The sequence below is a fragment of the Streptomyces sp. NPDC028314 genome (assembly GCF_055565795.1).
On sequence record NZ_JBVHTP010000006.1, the window covers coordinates 352927 to 368473 of the forward strand.

Below are 15547 nucleotides of genomic sequence, written 5' to 3' on the forward strand. Positions count from 1 at the left end.
CCCTTCCTCCGTTCAGGTGCTCTGTCCGGTGCTCCAACACGGGGATCCGGCCGAACATTCCGCCGAACGCGGGGCGGGGCGGGGCACTAGGTTGTGCCCCATGAGCAATCTCGATCGCCAGCCCGCTCTCTCCGCCTGCGGCGGCCGCGGATTCGTCGTGGCCGAGCCGGTGCGCGAGCTCCTCAGCCCGCGCACCGTCAAGCTGGGGGAGTCCACCGAGGTCCGCCGTCTCCTGCCGAACCTGGGCCGCCGCATGGTCGGGGCCTGGTGCTTCGTCGACCACTACGGCCCGGACGACATCGCGGACGAGCCCGGCATGCAGGTGGCGCCCCACCCGCACTCGGGGCTGCAGACCGTGAGCTGGCTCCACGAGGGCGAGGTACTGCACCGCGACAGCGTGGGCAGCCTGGAGACGATCCGCCCGCGCGAGCTCGGCCTGATGACCTCCGGCCGCGGCATCAGCCACTCCGAGGAGAGCCCGCGCCCGCATGCCCGCTTCCTGCACGGCGCCCAGCTGTGGGTGGCCCTGCCGGACGCCCACCGCGACGTGGACCCCCACTTCCAGCACCACGCGGAACTCCCGCAGGTCACGGCCCCGGGCCTGACGGCGACCGTGATCCTGGGCACCCTGGACGAGGCGACCTCGCCCGGCGCGACGTACAGCCCCATCGTCGGCGCCGACCTCGCACTGGCGGCGGGCACCGAAACCCGGCTCCCCCTCGACCGCGACTTCGAGTACGCGGTCCTGTCGATGTCCGGCGAGGCCGAGGTCGACGGCGTCCCGCTCCTGCCGGGCTCGATGCTCTACCTGGGCTGCGGCCGCACCGAACTCCCCCTGCGGGCGGTCTCGGACGCGGGCCTGATGCTCCTGGGCGGCGAGCCGTTCGAGGAGGAGATCGTCATGTTCTGGAACTGGATCGGCCGGTCCCAAGAGGACATCGCAGGCTTCCGCGAGGAGTGGATGAACGGGACGCGTTACGGCGAGGTGAAGGGCTACGACGGCCCTCCGATTCCGGCCCCTGAGCTTCCTCCAACTCGCTTGAAGCCTAGGGGAAGAGTGCGCTGAACTGCATGTACGCCCTGAAGGCGGGCTCGGTGCAGTGGCCATGTCGCCACTCCGCTTCCGGAGGCTCGTCGGACGTCGGCGAGGCCTCTGGGAGTGCTTCCTGGTCTTGAGGTCGAGTGTCATGTGAAGCAGGCTGTGGTCAGGTCTAGTTGAACGAATGCTGACCTTTTGCTCACTTTACTGACGAGTAGCCAGATTCTTGGGGAGGGAGTGCGGGCACGCCTCTCGGCAGAGGAACCTCATGCCGAGAGGTCTGGCCCCCGGACTTCTCGGCCGCCGCGGGCAGCTCCAGGTAGGTGCTCCTCCGGGATCGCAGCCGGCCGTTGGTCTGTGGTGGAAGCCGGTGCGCGGTGTTGTGGGTAGTCAACAAGCGGGGTGTTGAGGCAACTGTCATTCGGCAGGCCTCGCCGGATCTGTGGCCTGTGCCTTAGCTCGCACGCCGTCGGCTTCGAGGCGCGGGTGTACGAAGCGGCGCGGGAAGGTCGAGGCGGTCGGAGTCGGGATCGGTGCGTGTCCGGGGAAGCTCGGTCGTTCGCATACGCCTCCGACCGCGGGGCCCGCTCGGCCAGCGGGAAGCGCTATTCGCAGTGCGCGGTATTCGCCCATGGGGAAGAAGGCGTCCGCCCTGCTGCCGCGGTCCGGTGCACGCAGACTGGCGCCAGCCGCGGCGATCGGGGTGCCGGGATGTACGCGAGCGACGCGGCCTCCTGGTCGGGCACCGCCGGTGGCCGGACGCGGCACGTCGGATCCCCGTCTTCCATGGGCTGCCTCACCTGCCGCTGCCTCGGCATGACTGCCGGTGGTTCGCCCGAACTCGCATCGAGGTACGCGGCGTGGTCCGTGGTCGGGGTCCAGAACTCGAACGCGGTCCGCTTCACCTTGACGATTGCCCGCACGTAGAGGCCGGAGGCGGCATCTCGGATGAACTCATCGAAGGGACGTTCCGCGGGCCGGGTGGTGGGGTGCCAACCCCCGCACTTGCCGGTCCGCCCTTTCGGGCACGGCCCGGGGAAACGCTCGTCGTACCTACCGCGCGCGTGCGGCCTCGCTCGGCCAGGACTGCAACGCCCAAGCCACGGCCACGACTTCATCGCGGCGATCCGGTGTCATGGCCAAGAGCGGTCGGCGGGCGTGGCGATCCGGGCCCGGGCGTCGCAACGCCCTGGGACCCGGCGTCACGGTGTGAGGCCGGGTCCCAGGGGCAGGGGGCGGTCTGTGGTGGTGGGTTCAGAGCAGCTCGATGGCCAGTACGTCGTTCTCGTCCGTGTTCTCGTCGAGGCTGCCGTCCAGAGAGAGCGCGTAGACCAGGTCGTGGTTGACCTTGTCGCCGCGGACCAGGTCGACATCGACGTCCAGGCTGGCGGTGGCCTCGGCGCCGGCGTTGTCGGGGTCGAGGTTGGTGCCGAGAGCGGCGTCGATCCGGTCGAGCAGCCCTGCGCTGAGCTTGACGCCGTGCTGGGCGAGCTTGAGGGTGGCGACCGTGGTGTCCCGGGGCTTGACGATCTCAGCGGTGCCGGGCTTGTTGACCGTGCCGATCCTGACGTTGGCCGTGCCTCCGACCTGGGCGGTGATGGCGCCGCTCCTGATGTCGACCGTCACTTTGGAGATCACGATCTTCTTGCCGCCCTTGGCCAGTTGCACGCCGCCCGTGAGGACGACCTTGCCGGCGACGCCCCGCTTGCCGTGCTCGTACGTGAGTGTGCTGCCCTTGCCGACCTTGAGCCGGACCTCGTCGTCCTCCGTCACCGCGCCGTTGACCGCGGACGTCGCGACGCCCTGTCCGTCCAGGTCGAGCGCGCGTTCCAGGTCGATTGCCAGGCCGGGGCCCGCCAGCGGGCTCTCGCTCGGCGCGGCGGTCTGGAGGAGGCCCGTCAGGGCACCGACGGGCGCGGTGTCGTTCGTGGCGGCGGAGGCGGGCCCGGCCAGCGAGGCGAGCGCCACAGTGGCGACGGTCAGCGCCGCGGCCCGGTTGTGGAGATGGCTGGGGCGGGGGTTCAGTGGCATGGCGAAGCCCTTCACACGCGAACGGTAGGTGGCGGTGAGTGATTGTGTCATCACTTTTGGTGTCGCTCTGACGGTCGCTGAGCTGGCCGGGTGCTGACCGCCGCAGCGGCGATCCAATGGATGACGGCAAGCGCGCGGAGCACGTTCGGCGCCGCGCTGGAGCGCGGCCGGGGCGAGCTGCCGAGCCTTTCGGCACTCGACACCGTCGCAGCCGAAAGCCCCGTGCCTTGGTCTCGGTGCCCGCTCGGGTGGGAGACGGGGGGCGGAAGCTGGGCCCGCGGTGCCTCAAGGAGCGCCTGGTAGTTCCTCTCAGGGCTGTTGGACGGTCCAGGTGGTGTTGCGGACATCGATGACGGGGATGGCGGCGGCGTGGGCTGCGGCGATGCCTTCGGCCGTGTTCTCGAACGCCAGGCAGCGCTGGGGGGCGACAGTGATTCTCTCGGCGGCGAGGAGGTAGGCGTCGGGTGCGGGTTTGAGGTGGGCCGACGTGTTCCCGGCCGATGAGGACGTCGAAGAGGTCGGTGAGGCCGACTGCGGTCAGGGCTGCGTGGACGACTTGTCCGTCGTTGGCCGAGGCGATCGCGACGGGAACGGTGAGGGCGAGCGGGCGTGCGGCGGCCGCAACGCGCGGTACGGGTCGCACCGTACGGGCGCGGATGATCCAGTGAGTGCCGGTGCGGGCGTCAACGGCAACCCGGGAGCCACGCTGGCCTACGCGGCCACCGCCCTGCCCGTCGGCCTGGCCCTCGACGCCTCGACCGGCGCGATCACCGGCACGCCGACCGCGGACGGCAGCTCGGCCGTCACCCTCACGGCACCGGACTCGGCCGGAGCCGTCGACGTGGTCTCGTTCTCCTGGCTCGTCTACGCCCCCGGCAACTGCGCCACGACACAGCTGCTCGACAACGCCGGCTTCGAGTCGGGGCCCAAGGCCTGGCAGGCCAACAGCAACTCGTCGTTGATCACTGCCGACAACTCCTGGCTCCCCGCCCGCACGGGCTCGTGGAAGGCCCTGCTCGGGGGCCACGGGAGCTCGGTGACCGACACCCTGACCCAGACCGCTTTCATCCCGTACGGCTGCCGGGCCACGGTCGGCTTCTGGCTGCGGGTCGTCACCAGGGAGGAGACCACGACCGTCCCGTACGACACGCTGGCGGTCCATGTGAACGGCGCGGGTCCGGTGACGTTCTCGAACCTGGACGCGAGCGCCGGCTATGAATGGCGGAGCATCGAACTCAAGGGCATGGAGGGGCAGTTCGTGACCCTGGCGTTCACCGCCAGGGAGGATCTGGCCGCCCCCACCTACTTCGTGCTCGACGACACCGCTCTCCATATCCATCGCTGAGTCCCGCGAAGCGGCGGGTCCCGTACAGGCCTGTGTGCGCCTGCGCTCCTCCGGAGGCGCACACAGGCCGTGTCGTCAGGGCCAGGGGGTCAGGGGCAGTTGACCATCGTGTCGCCGGTGTCGCGGGTGCAGGAGTCGAACGCGGGTCCGCCGTCGAGGCTGTCGTTGGCGTTGACGCCGTCGGCGCCGACGAGGGTGTCAACGCCCTCCCCGCCGTTCAGGGTGTCGTTGCCGTCCTCGCCGGTCAGCGTGTCGTTGCCGGCGTCCCCGTTCAGCGTGTCGTTGCCCTCGTTCCCGTTGAGGGTGTCGTTCCCCGGCCCGCCGCTGATGGTGTCGTTGCCCCCCAGACCGAAGATGGTGTCATTGCCGGGGCCGCCGTTGATGGTGTCGTTGCCGGGGGTCGCTGCCGTGAGGCCGGTGGCTCCGGCCGGTTCGTCGCCGACGAGGCGGTCGGCGTGCGGGCCGCCGTTGAGCCGGTCCTTGCCACTGCCCCCGTACAAGGTGGCCGGGGCGTCGACGTTGGGGGAGACCGTGATGGTGTCGTCGCCGTCCTGGCCGCGGGCCTGCACGTCCGTGGGGAGCGGGCAGGCCACGGTGTCCTGGGCGCGGGGTGCGCAGGGGGCCGGGGCGCGTACCTCGGCAGCGGTGTCCGAGACGAGGACGATGTCGCCCTGGCGGCGGACGGTGATGTCGTTGTCCACGCCCTGACCGGCGGTGATGAGCAGGGTGCCTCCGGACATCTCGACCACCGTGGCGCCCGCGAGGTCGCGCGACGCGGAGGTGAGCGGCGCCGCCGAGGCGCCGGTGCCGGCCGACGCGGCGCACAGAAGTGCTGCCGCGGTGAGTAAGGCGCAGATGTGTCGCACTGCCATGTTCGTGTGTCTCCCTCGTCGTCGGTACGCGTTCGTCACGGGCATTCGGTGACGCTGTCGCCCAGGTCGGCGCGGCAGGTGTCGCTCTCGTCGCCGCCGCGCACGTAGTCGTTGCCGCCGACCTCGTCGACGGCGTCGAGGGTGTCCCGGCCCGGGCCGCCGTCGACGAAGTCGTTTCCGGTTCCCGCGATCACCTGGTCGTTGCCGTTGCCGCCGTTCACCACGTCGTTCCCGGCGCCCGCGTTGATGAGGTCGGAGCCGCCCCGGCCCTCGATCGAGTCGTTGCCGGGGCCGCCGAAGAGGCGGTCGCGGCCGCTGGATCCGGTGAGCGTGTCATTGCCGCCTCCCCCCGAGAGGAAGTCGGCGCCCTCGTCGCCCTCCAGGGTGTCGTTGGCGCCGCCGCCGTAGAGGCTGTCGTCTCCCGCGCCACCGACGAGGGTCACCCCCAAGCTCTCCAGGAACGATGTGACGTCGTCGGCCTGGTCACCGGCGTGGACGACGAGCTCGGTCAGGCTGCCGGCCCCCGGGCAGACGGCCTCGTGGGCGTCGACCGCCCTGCACCCGCCCAGGGCGGTCACGGTGTCGCCGGTGTCCCTGACCCGGATGGTGTCGCCGGCCTGCCACACCGAGATGGTGTTGCTCAGTCCGACGGCGGCCGTCACCGTGAGGGACGTGCCGGTCCTGGTTACCAGCGTGCCGTCCGCCGATGCTTCGGGCGTGTGCGCGCCGGGCGCCGCGGCCGCCGGGCCGGCGAGGGCCAGAGTGAGGCCGAGTACCGCGATCACGCATGCGAGGGCGCGGGGTAACGCCTTGTCCATGGTCTACCTCCTGGAGAGCGTTCGGGCAGATCGGAGATCGGATGGCCTGAGCGCCCACCAGGGCATGGGAACGACGTACGCAGGCGTCGACCACCCGAGAAGCAACCATGATTCAACGTGTGCGAACAAAATCAAACGTTGGATCGGGATGAGACTGGGGGGCCGAGGGATCGGTGTCAAGCAGTCCCTGATCCGTCCCCGCGCCCGTCCGAGTCTGCGACCTGCGTCGATCCGTCGAGAGCGGGGCTCATGAAGAACGGGCTTCGGCCAAATGTCGGCTCGATCGGGTGGGCATCAGCCGCGGGCGGCGGCGCCTGCCGCGCGGGCGGCCCTGCGCCTGCGGCGGAGCAGCCACCAGGCGGCCGACAGGAGGGCCAGGCATGCCGCGAAGAGCCACGGGACCTTCAGGAAGCTGTCGGTTCCCGAAGCGCGGACGTCGTCCGCGCTCGCCATGACGGTGACCTGTCCCCAGCCAGCGAAGGGGGCTCCCGCCCAGGTCTCGGTGAGTCGGACCTTCTGCCCCGGGAGCAGCTCGGCCGGTACGTCGGCGAGCCGCCGTTCGCCGGGCCCTCCCACGACCACGCCGCCGACGCGCAGCGAGACCCTGGGGGTGAGCTTCACGTTTCCCGTGTTGTGCAGGGTGTAGGAGACGGTCGATTCGCGGGTGCCGGTCCACGGTATCCGCGGGCTGCGCGCCGTGAACCGTACGTCCTTCACGGCCAGGCCGGGCTGTCGCGGCCCCTCGACGCGCAGATAGATCCTGGCTCCGACACCGCGCCGGACGCCGAGGTGGGAGCCGTCGGCAGGCCGCACGCGGGTGTCGACCGCGACGAGGGCGCCCACGTGGTCGCCGGGCGGGGCGTCGCGGGGGACGGTGAGGGTGAGGCCGACCGTCACCGCCGAGCGGGCCGGCACCGTGACGGTGTCGTGCTCGGGCTTCCCCCAGGCCCCGACGTCCCGTTGGGCCTCCTCGATGCCGCGTACGGCCAGTCCGCCGTCGCGTTCCGTGTTGTGGGCGTCCGCGACGTAGAGGCGGAACGTCAGCTCCGCGGCGGTGGTGTTGGTGACGACCGCGCGGTCGGTGAGCGTCGTGCCGGGCCGGGCGGGCAGCTCGAAGGCCGCCCTCGGCGTGATCGCGGAGTCCGCGGGTCGGACCGACCATTCGCCGTTGTCCGCCGCCCCGGCCGGTGTGGGGGAAAGGCTCGTCAGGAGGAGAAGGAGCAGGGTAACGATGGCGGTGCGCATGGCTCGTCGGCTTTCCGGGCGTCGCGGGCCGGACGCGTGGCGTCCGGCCCGCGGGCGCCGTCAGAGGAGGGTGAGGGAGAGGATGCCGGTGTAGTCGCCGACGGGGGTGTACTTCGGGATGTCGAGGGACACGGTGGCGTCGGCGGTGAACTCTCCGCCCGTCACGTCACCCGCGGCGGCGGAGGCCAGGGTCGCGCCGCCCGTTCCGACGACGCCCGGGCTGCCCGCGGCGCACGTGCTGGGGCTGTCGCTCCGGGTGGAGCAGACGGGGGTCCACGTGAGCCGGTCGGCCCCGATCTTCCCGCGCGGTCCGGCGAAGTCGGTGACCTTGCCGGTGAGTGACCAGCCGGCCGTGCCGCCGCGGAAGTCCTTCACGGTGACGGTGCCCAGCGCTCCTGCCGAGGTGCCGCCGGTGCCGAAGTCGACAGGGGGGAGCCGGACGGGGTCCGCGGTGGTGGCCATGGTCAGTACGCCGGCTCCGACCGACGCGGTGAGCTGCCGTTCGGCCGTACCGGGGGCCGGCGGGTCGGTCGGGTCGCTCGGGTCGCCCGGGTCGGCCGGGCCGGCTGCGGCGGAGACCTTCCAGGCCTGACCGGGCGAGTCGTCGCAGGCGGACTGGACGATCCCGGCGCCGGCCGTCGTGGATCCGTCCCGGACGGCAAGGCACTTGCTGCTGTGCTTGGCGACGATGCGGACGTACCCGTCGGGGAGGGTCTCGAAGCGCCAGCGCTGGTTGTCCCCCCAGCCGCAGTCGTACTGCTTGACCTCGGCGCCGTCGGCGGTCGACTTGTCCGCGACGTCCAGGCACTTGCCGCTGTGCTGGGCGAGGACGCGCACGTAGCCGTTGCTGTTGTCGGTGAACCGCCACTGGCTGTTCAGGGTGCCGGCGGCGCAGGTCTGCTGGGTCACCGGCACCTGGTTGTCGGAGGAGCTGCCGGGCACGGCGGCGCAGGCGCCGCTCCCCTTGTTGGCGACCGTCCGAGGGTCCCCTCCGGAGCCGGATATCCGGCCCGTCGCGGTGTCGATCGAGACCTGGGGGTACCACGGAAGGGTCATGGTCGTGGCCGTGGGGAACGCCAGTGGGAGCCACACGTACGTGGAGTCGTTGACGTGCTTCGGGTCGGACCACACGCCCGCCCAGCGGTCTCCCATGTAGAGGAAGGAGGTGGTCTCGCTGCCTTCCACGGGCAGGACGAACGCCGTCTGGGAGTGGTGGCCGTCGTGGCTTCCGACGTCCTTCATGGGCGACCACGGCCCCGCCAGGCTGGTGGCGGTGGCGTACTTCTGCTGGTTGGGGTCCCAGTAGCTGGTTCCGGAGGTGAGCATGAAGTAGACGTCACCGCGCTTGAACAGGGCCGGTGACTCGCGGTGCCGGCCCGGCCAGGGGTTGGCCACCAGGGCCTTCACCTGCGTGTAGTCGTCGGTGAGTTCGTAGATGTGCAGGTCGGCGTTGTAGTTGGCCGAGGAGATCATGTAGGCCTTGCCGGCGGCCTTGTCCTCGTACACGGTGATGTCGCGGGACATGTGCTCGGCGCCGGAGGCGTCCTTCGGCCGGAAGGACCCCTTCCAGGTGTAGGGGCCGTCGATCGTGGAGGACACCGCCACGGCGGCGCGAGCCTCGGCGTAGGAGTCGTCCGCCTCCTTGTGCATCCACATGACGAACTGCCGGGTCTTCTCGTTGTAGAGGACCTTGGGCCGCTCGATCACGGCGGAACGTATCTCGGGGTCGGTCTCCTGTGTCAGGACGTGGCCGCGGGGCTCCCAGTTCTTCAGGTCCTTGGAGCGGTACGCCGAGACGTAGCGGAACTTGTTGTCGTCGCCGCGGTCCTCACCGAACCAGTAGTAGTAGTCGTCGACTTTGAGTACGCCGCCGCCGTGGGCCTGCACCCCTTGTCCCGCGGTGTCCGGGAACCGGGTGCCGGGTTCGGTGGTGACGGGCGCCGCCAGCGCCGTCGGCGCCCCACCCAGTACGGGGAGGAGCAGGCTCAGGCCGACGAGGACGGATCTCACTCTTCGCATGCAGATCCTTGATGTCACCGCGCGTGCGCCGGTACCCGGCACATGGGGGAGTCCCGCCCCCCATGTGCACAGGAACCAACATTTCTGCGCGTGAACCAACAACTTTGAGCAGAGGCTGGCGCACGCATCACCTGAATGTCAACGGCTCGTAAACAAATTCGACATTCCGTGCATGACCCACGACCACAGCGTCACCTCCGGGGTATGGCGCCCCGGTTCAGATCGTGGTCGCCAGCGGGACGGAGATCTGCTTCAGCCAGGCGCCCGCTGCGAAGTCCCGGGCCCTGATGACGACGCGGTCGCGGTGCACCTCCACCTGGAGGCCCTGGTTGAAGACGCCGGGGACCGTGCTCTCGCCCCCCTGGCCGTTGTCGGCGAAGCCGGTCTGCACGGCCCCCGTGTTGATCACCGAGAACCCGTCCAGGTTCGCCGTTCCGGGTACGACACGCCGCACGTACCAGTCGGACAGCGCCAGGTCCCAGTGCGTGTGTCCGCTGAACAGGAACACGTCGCGGTGGCGCCCCAGCAGACCCAGGAGCGCGTCCGCCTGGAGGTAGTCGGTGGCGTAGAGCTTGTTCCGTGTCCCCGAGACCGTGTTCGGCAGTGGGTGGTGCGCGATCACCATGACGGGCTTGCGGCGTGCGCTCCAGTGGCGCAGACGCTGCTCCAGCCACCGCAACTGCGCCTCGCTCAGCCATACTTCGTCCCAGAGCTTCGGGTCGTGGTAGTGCATGTACCGCTCGGTGCCGATGGTGAGGACGGGGATGCCGCCGAAGGTGGTCTCGGCGTACACCGTGCCGCGGCCGGCGAACCGGTGGAAGCTGCGGAACAGGGAGTCCTCCGTGGTGCCGTTGGGCCAGGTCGCCAGGGAGAGCGTCTGCGGATCGGCGTACTTGGGTACGTAGAACTCGTGGTTCCCGATGGCCCACGCGACCTCGGGCGGGCGCGGGTCGCGTTCCAGTACCTGCCGTACCGCCGCGTATTCGAAGTCGTAGCCGCGCGGAGTGATGTCGCCGGCGACCGCGAGCCCCGAGCCGTGCGGGGCGGTGGCCCGGATGTCGCGCAGGGCGACGGCGAAGTCTCCCAGGTCGCCCTGGATGTCGCTGATGACGTTGAACGTGGAAAGCGGCGCGGTGGGGGCCTGGCCGAGCGGCTGTGCCGAGGCGGGCGAGGAGGTCGCGGTGCCGAGGGCGACGGCGCCGGCCGCCGCGGTGATCAGAGACCTGCGTTTCATGGTGTGCAGCCCTTCCGGTGGTGTGGGGCGCGATCGAGCGCCCCGTGGGCGAGACGGCACATGTTTACGCAACCAATGCGGCCGGCGCGTGAATGACGGGCAACGCTTCCCCCGCCCCCGCCCCCGCCCCCGCCCCGGCGCCGCCGGCGACGGGCCGCAGGGTCCGCCACCGGCAGTGCGTGCCACACCGTCGCGGCTACCCGCCCGCCGGGTCCGCGCGGAAGGTCCAGGACTGGTTGCGGCCCGTGTTGGGCCGGTAGGTGCCGACCGGGGCGCCGTCGGCGGTGGAGGCGCCGGTGACGTCGAGAAGGGTGCCGGTCGCTCTGTTGATCAAGGTGTGGTGCCCGTCTCCGGAGGTGGACAGCATCCATTGCTGCTGCGCGGACGGTTCCGCAGGGAGCAGCGCGAGTTCACCGTCGGCGACAGCGAGGGCCCGCCCGCTGCCCGCGTTCGTCACCCGGTACGAGGCCGTGCTGCTCCAATCGCCGGGCGCCGACCTGGTGAGCGTCCACTGCTGTGCGGTGTCGGACGGGTTCGGGGGGTGCTGGATCACGGCGCTGCCGGCCCCGGCCGGGGCGGCCGCGAGGGCCAGGCCGCTGTGGTCGTTCACGAGGAGCCGGGGACCGGCCGCGGGAGCCGCCCGCTCGGGGTCGACGCCGGACGCGCCCGGTACGACGAGGGTCGTGACCGAGTGGGGGGCGAGGGTCACGGTGAGGCGCTTGCCGGTGACGGCGACGTCGGCCTCGCGGTGGATGTTGCGGGTCGCGTCCGTGGTGTAGCGCTGCACCGGTGCGGGGGAGACGTCCTGGAAGCCGGTGAGGTCCAGGGCGATCGTCCGGGCCGAATCCGTCGGGTTGGTGTGCACCACGACCGCGCCCCGGCCACCGGGACGCACCGCCGCCAGGGTGTGGTCGTCGTCCGTGCCGATGACGCGGGAACCCGGCCGGATGAACCGGCTGTACTGGGCCATCGCCCAGTACTTCTTGTTCTTGCGCAGCGGCTCCTTCGCGGCGTCGGCCGGGGTGAAGTCGGTTTGTATGAGGCCCCAGTTGGAGTCCTCGTGGGCCGGGGTCATGTTCTCGTAGTCCTCCACGGCCTGCCACAGCACCCAGGCGCGCGGTTCGAGCTGTGTGAGGTCGTCGGTGATGCGCTCGGCGAGGTCCAGGGCCGGGCTCATGTCGGTGAAGCTCTGCGGGACGGTCCCGCCGAGGTCCACCTCCGACATCCACAGGGGCTTGTGCGCGCCTTTGGCGATGTCCCGTGCCCCGCTGCGCCCGTTGGTCCCGTAGGTGTGGGTGTTGAGCCGTCCGACGGCGGAGCGGACCGTGCTGCCGTAGCTGTCCCAGTCGGCGCGGAACATGTCCGGGTCCGTTTCGTCCATCGCCGCGACCGGCGTGCGCAGTCCGCTGCGGTCCAGTTCGGCGCGCAGTGCCGTGATCATGCGGGCCTGGGAGCCGCGGTCCCAGTGAGAGCCTTCCTGCCGGCCGCCCGCGCGCCAGTAGGCGGTGCCCGGTTCGTTGACGGGCGACACGGAGGCGAAGGTGACGCCCGTGCTGTTCTGCACGCGCTGCAGGGCCCCGGTGAGGTAGGCGGCGAAGGGCTCGTACTGGTCCGGGCGGAGGTTGTCCTGCGTGGGGTCGACGGCGCCGGAGACGAGTCCGCTGCGGGTCATGAAATAGGGCGGTGAGTTCGAGAACGCCTCGAAGGTGTCGGCGCCCCGGGCTTTGGCGGCCTTGAGCCACCAGCGCTGGTTCCCGTCGGCGTACGGGTCCCAGTGGGCCGGGTGGTCCGGGTCCCACCCGTCGGGCGCCCCGGGGCCGGACCTGCTCCAGTGGCCGGGTATCGCTGCCCCGGCGCGCATGTAGGGCGTGGTCTCCGGGCTGTCACCGCCGCCGATGTTGTAGCGGGCGATGGTGAGGCCGAGCCCCTCGGCGCCGTAGAGGGCGTCGGCGAGCCGGTTGCGCTGGGCGTCCGGCCAGCCGCCCGTGACGTTGGCGAACCAGGAGAGTGCGGTGCCCCACCCCTCGAACGGGGCCTGCTGGTAACCGGGATCGAGGCGGACGGGGACCGCTGCCGGCCGGTCGGCGGCAGCTGCGGCCCCGGGTAACGCCGTTCCCCCGACGAGGAGTGAGGCGACGGCCGCGAGCGAGGTCGCGAGGGCGGTGCGCATGCGGCGCCGGGCGGCGCACGGGGGCCTTCTTCTGGTACCGAGCACAGCTGGTCTCCTGTCGGGAGCGGATGTGTACGCGGGGGAGTGGCGCCCGGCCGTGCCGCGCCGGTGCAGGTGGTGCGGCCGTGGGGCCGTTCGCGGCAGTTCTCGGCAGTTCCGGGCATGGGGCGGGGCGCGTGTGCCCTGCCGGGCGCAGCAACGTGATGTTTACGTAAACATAACGGAGTGAGGAGAGTGTCGGAGCGGCGGACGGGCGTGTCAAGAGAACCGGCGAGTAGCGTGCGCGCCCGCCCTTTCGGTGCGCGGCGCTAACATCCGTACGGAGTGCGCCACGCACTCGGCTCGGAGCAGGGGTTCGGAGGTCCGGTTCACATGCCGCGCGAGGTCGGAGCAAGATCACCGAGGTCCCGTCCGCTGCGCCAGTCACCCTCCATGGCCGACGTCGCCGCGATGGCGGGGGTCTCGTCGCAGACGGTCTCCCGCGTGGCCAACAACCGGGAGAACGTCGACGCGTCCACCCGTGAGCGGGTGCTGGCCGCGATGAAGATGCTCGGGTACCGCCCCAACACGGCCGCCCGGGCGCTGGTCACCGGACGGTTCGGCACGCTGGGCGTCATCAGCTTCGACATCAGCGCCTACGGCAACGCCAGGACCTTCGCCGCGATCTCCGACGCCGCCCGCGAAGCCGACCTGTTCGTGAACTTCATGGGAGCACGGGCGCAGACCGGAGCCGCCGTGCGCCAGGCGTTCCAGCAGCTGATGGTCCAGTCGGTGGACGGCATCATCCTCATCGAGTCGCAGATCCTGGACACCCCCGAACTCCGGCTGCCGTCCACCGTTCCCGTGGTCTTCGCCGACGGGGACACCGGTCACCGCTACGCCAACGTCGACATCGACCAGGCCGAGGGCACCCGCAGTGTCGTGGCACACCTGCTGGGCCTCGGCCACCGAACGGTCTGGCACGTCGCGGGGCCCCGCGACTCCTACGCGGCGCGCCGCCGGGCCGAGGCGTGGCACCGCTCGCTCAAGGACGCGGGCGCCGTCGTGCCACCGCTGCTCTACGGGGACTGGTCAGCGGCCTCGGGGTACCGCGCCGGACGTGAACTGGCCGGCCGCCCGGAAGTGACCGCGATCTTCGCCGCCAACGACCAGATGGCCCTCGGTGTCATGCGAGCCCTGCAGGAGGCGGGTCGGCGGGTTCCGCAGGACGTGAGCGTGACCGGTTTCGACGACGTCCCCGAGGCCGCGTTCTTCCCCGCCCCGCTCACCACGGTCCGGCAGGACTTCGACGCCGTGGGTCGGCACTGCGTCGGACTGCTGCTCGACCAGATCGGCGGCGGGACGGGCGGCCCGCGCCAGGCATCGGTGGCGCCCGTCCTGGTGGTGCGCGAGAGTACGGCGGCCCCGGCCGGCTGAGCGGCCGGACGCCGGGGCAACCTCAGGACGTCCCGGCTTTCGCCGCCTTGGCGGCCCGGCGCCCCGCCGCCACGGCGGGGAAGGTCTCGCGGTCGTCCAGGAAGCCCTCCAGGGCGAAGGTGGCGGCTCCGAGGCTCACCGGGTTGTCCGGCACGGTGCTCAGCCGGAAGCTGAGCGCCTGGAGCGTCGCCGGCAGCGCGTGCGCCGCGATGACGTCGCGGGTCTGCCGCAGCAGCGGCTCGCCGAGCCGGTCGGCCACCCGGCCGCCCAGTACCAGGGCCTGCGGATTGAACAGGTTGAGGAGATCGGCCGCGGCCTCCCCCAGGTGGCGGGCGGTCCGCGCCACGGTTTCGGTGGCCACGGGGTCGCCCTCCGCCGCGGCGCGGGCGACGTTGCTGACGACGGTGTCCTCGTCGGGGTCCAGGAGGGGGCTTTCCGCGTCCAGTTCCCGTACGGTGCGGGCGATGCCGCGGGTGCTGACGTAGGCCTCGACGCATCCCCGCCTGCCGCACCTGCACTCCCGTCCGTCGCGGACCAGGCAGGTGTGGCCCCACTCCCCGGCGCTGTTGGTGGCGCCCCGGTAGAGGGCTCCGTCGACCGCGATGCCCGCGCCGACTCCGGCCCGGAGGGTCAGTACGAGGAGGTCGTCGACCTCGCGTCCGGCGCCGAACCACATCTCGGCGACGGTGCCGGCCTTGAGGGGGTTGTCGAGGTACAGGGGCATCGGGAGGCGCTCGGCGAGGAGGGAGCGCAGGGGCACGTCGCGCCAGGACCAGTAGGGCGAGAAGACGGACACACCGCCCTCGCGCTCCACGAGACCGGGGATGCTGACCCCCGCGCCGAGGATCCGCGGGGGCGTGCCCGCCGCGTCCGAGAGGCCCTCGACCCCCGTGACGATGGCGTCGACCACGTCGTCCGGCCGGACATCGGTCTGCGATAGCGGCAGCCGTACGCTGCGCAGCACCGTCAGCGCCAGGTCGAACAGCTCGACCTGGACGGACGTCTCCGCCACGTCGATCCCTACCAGCGCACCGCGCTCCGCGTTGACCGCGAGGCGGGCCCGCGGGCGCCCGCCCTTCGAGTCCTCGTGGCCGGCCTCGCGCAGGACTCCGGCCTCCAGGAGCTCGGCGACGAGATTGGCCACGGTCGCGAAGGACAGGCCGGTCGCCGCGGCGACCTCCTGCCGGCTCACCGGGCCGGAGGCCGCGAAGACGCAGCGCAGCGCGTCGAACCGGTTGCGGCGGCGGATGTCCTGGGCGGTGCGTTTCGCCATGGGTGCGTCCTTCTACGTCGTGGCAGAGACCGTCGTCGGGTACGGGCCGAGCTTATTCCATGCCTTGGACGATGTGTATTTACAT

10 protein-coding genes and 2 pseudogenes are annotated in these 15547 nt (G+C 71.3%); 3 read left to right on the forward strand and 9 right to left on the reverse strand.

All coding sequences use genetic code 11. The features are described from left to right. Nucleotides 1-100 precede the first annotated feature (100 nt). Nucleotides 101-1066: a pirin family protein gene (locus ACZ4TG_RS17030; RefSeq protein WP_468163310.1), complete on the forward strand. Its 966-nt coding sequence runs from the start codon at nt 101-103 to the stop codon at nt 1064-1066. Nucleotides 1067-2293: 1227 nt separating this feature from the next. Here the strand turns inward: ACZ4TG_RS17030 and ACZ4TG_RS17035 are convergent. Both ACZ4TG_RS17035 and ACZ4TG_RS17040 read right to left on the reverse strand, forming a co-directional pair. Beyond that, nucleotides 2294-3070, reverse strand: coding sequence for a hypothetical protein (locus ACZ4TG_RS17035; RefSeq protein ID WP_468163312.1), 777 nt, complete (start codon nt 3068-3070; stop codon nt 2294-2296). A 309-nt stretch (nt 3071-3379) separates the two neighbouring features. Then, nucleotides 3380-3550: pseudogene (locus tag ACZ4TG_RS17040) on the reverse strand (HAD-IA family hydrolase); the annotation flags it as partial. Nucleotides 3551-3734: 184 nt separating this feature from the next. On the opposite strand from ACZ4TG_RS17040, the gene ACZ4TG_RS17045 reads away from it, so the two are divergent. Continuing rightward, the gene (locus ACZ4TG_RS17045) at nt 3735-4415 is read left to right on the forward strand and encodes an Ig domain-containing protein (RefSeq protein ID WP_468163314.1); all 681 of its coding nucleotides are present in this window, start codon (nt 3735-3737) and stop codon (nt 4413-4415) included. An 89-nt stretch (nt 4416-4504) separates the two neighbouring features. Here ACZ4TG_RS17045 and ACZ4TG_RS17050 read toward each other — a convergent pair whose 3' ends face one another. The 6 genes and pseudogenes from ACZ4TG_RS17050 to ACZ4TG_RS17075 form a co-directional block, all read right to left on the reverse strand. Continuing rightward, nucleotides 4505-5287 carry a calcium-binding protein gene (locus ACZ4TG_RS17050; protein ID WP_468163316.1) on the reverse strand — a complete coding sequence of 261 codons (783 nt, stop codon included), beginning with the start codon at nt 5285-5287 and terminating at the stop codon, nt 4505-4507. A gap of 35 nt (nt 5288-5322) precedes the next feature. Then, nucleotides 5323-6105, reverse strand: a complete 783-nt coding sequence (locus ACZ4TG_RS17055; protein ID WP_468163318.1) for a calcium-binding protein — start codon at nt 6103-6105, stop codon at nt 5323-5325. A 294-nt stretch (nt 6106-6399) separates the two neighbouring features. After that, complete coding sequence (locus ACZ4TG_RS17060; protein WP_468163320.1) at nt 6400-7350, reverse strand: DUF916 domain-containing protein; 951 nt, start codon at nt 7348-7350, stop codon at nt 6400-6402. 570 nt (nt 7351-7920) lie between these two features. Continuing rightward, nucleotides 7921-9369, reverse strand: a pseudogene (locus ACZ4TG_RS17065) (RICIN domain-containing protein); the annotation flags it as partial. A 217-nt stretch (nt 9370-9586) separates the two neighbouring features. Next, entirely contained in the window at nt 9587-10603 is a 1017-nt protein-coding gene (locus ACZ4TG_RS17070; RefSeq protein WP_468163322.1) for a metallophosphoesterase family protein, read from the reverse strand. Between the two features lie 196 nt (nt 10604-10799). Beyond that, complete coding sequence (locus tag ACZ4TG_RS17075) at nt 10800-12818, reverse strand: glycoside hydrolase (RefSeq protein ID WP_468163324.1); 2019 nt, start codon at nt 12816-12818, stop codon at nt 10800-10802. Between the two features lie 387 nt (nt 12819-13205). Here ACZ4TG_RS17075 and ACZ4TG_RS17080 point away from each other — a divergent pair, with 387 nt between their 5' ends. Further along, nucleotides 13206-14189 carry a LacI family DNA-binding transcriptional regulator gene (locus ACZ4TG_RS17080; RefSeq protein WP_468163326.1) on the forward strand — a complete coding sequence of 328 codons (984 nt, stop codon included), beginning with the start codon at nt 13206-13208 and terminating at the stop codon, nt 14187-14189. Nucleotides 14190-14211: 22 nt separating this feature from the next. Here the strand turns inward: ACZ4TG_RS17080 and ACZ4TG_RS17085 are convergent, their stop codons facing one another. Next, entirely contained in the window at nt 14212-15462 is a 1251-nt protein-coding gene (locus ACZ4TG_RS17085) for an ROK family transcriptional regulator (RefSeq protein WP_468163328.1), read from the reverse strand. Between the last annotated feature and the right edge of the window lie 85 nt (nt 15463-15547).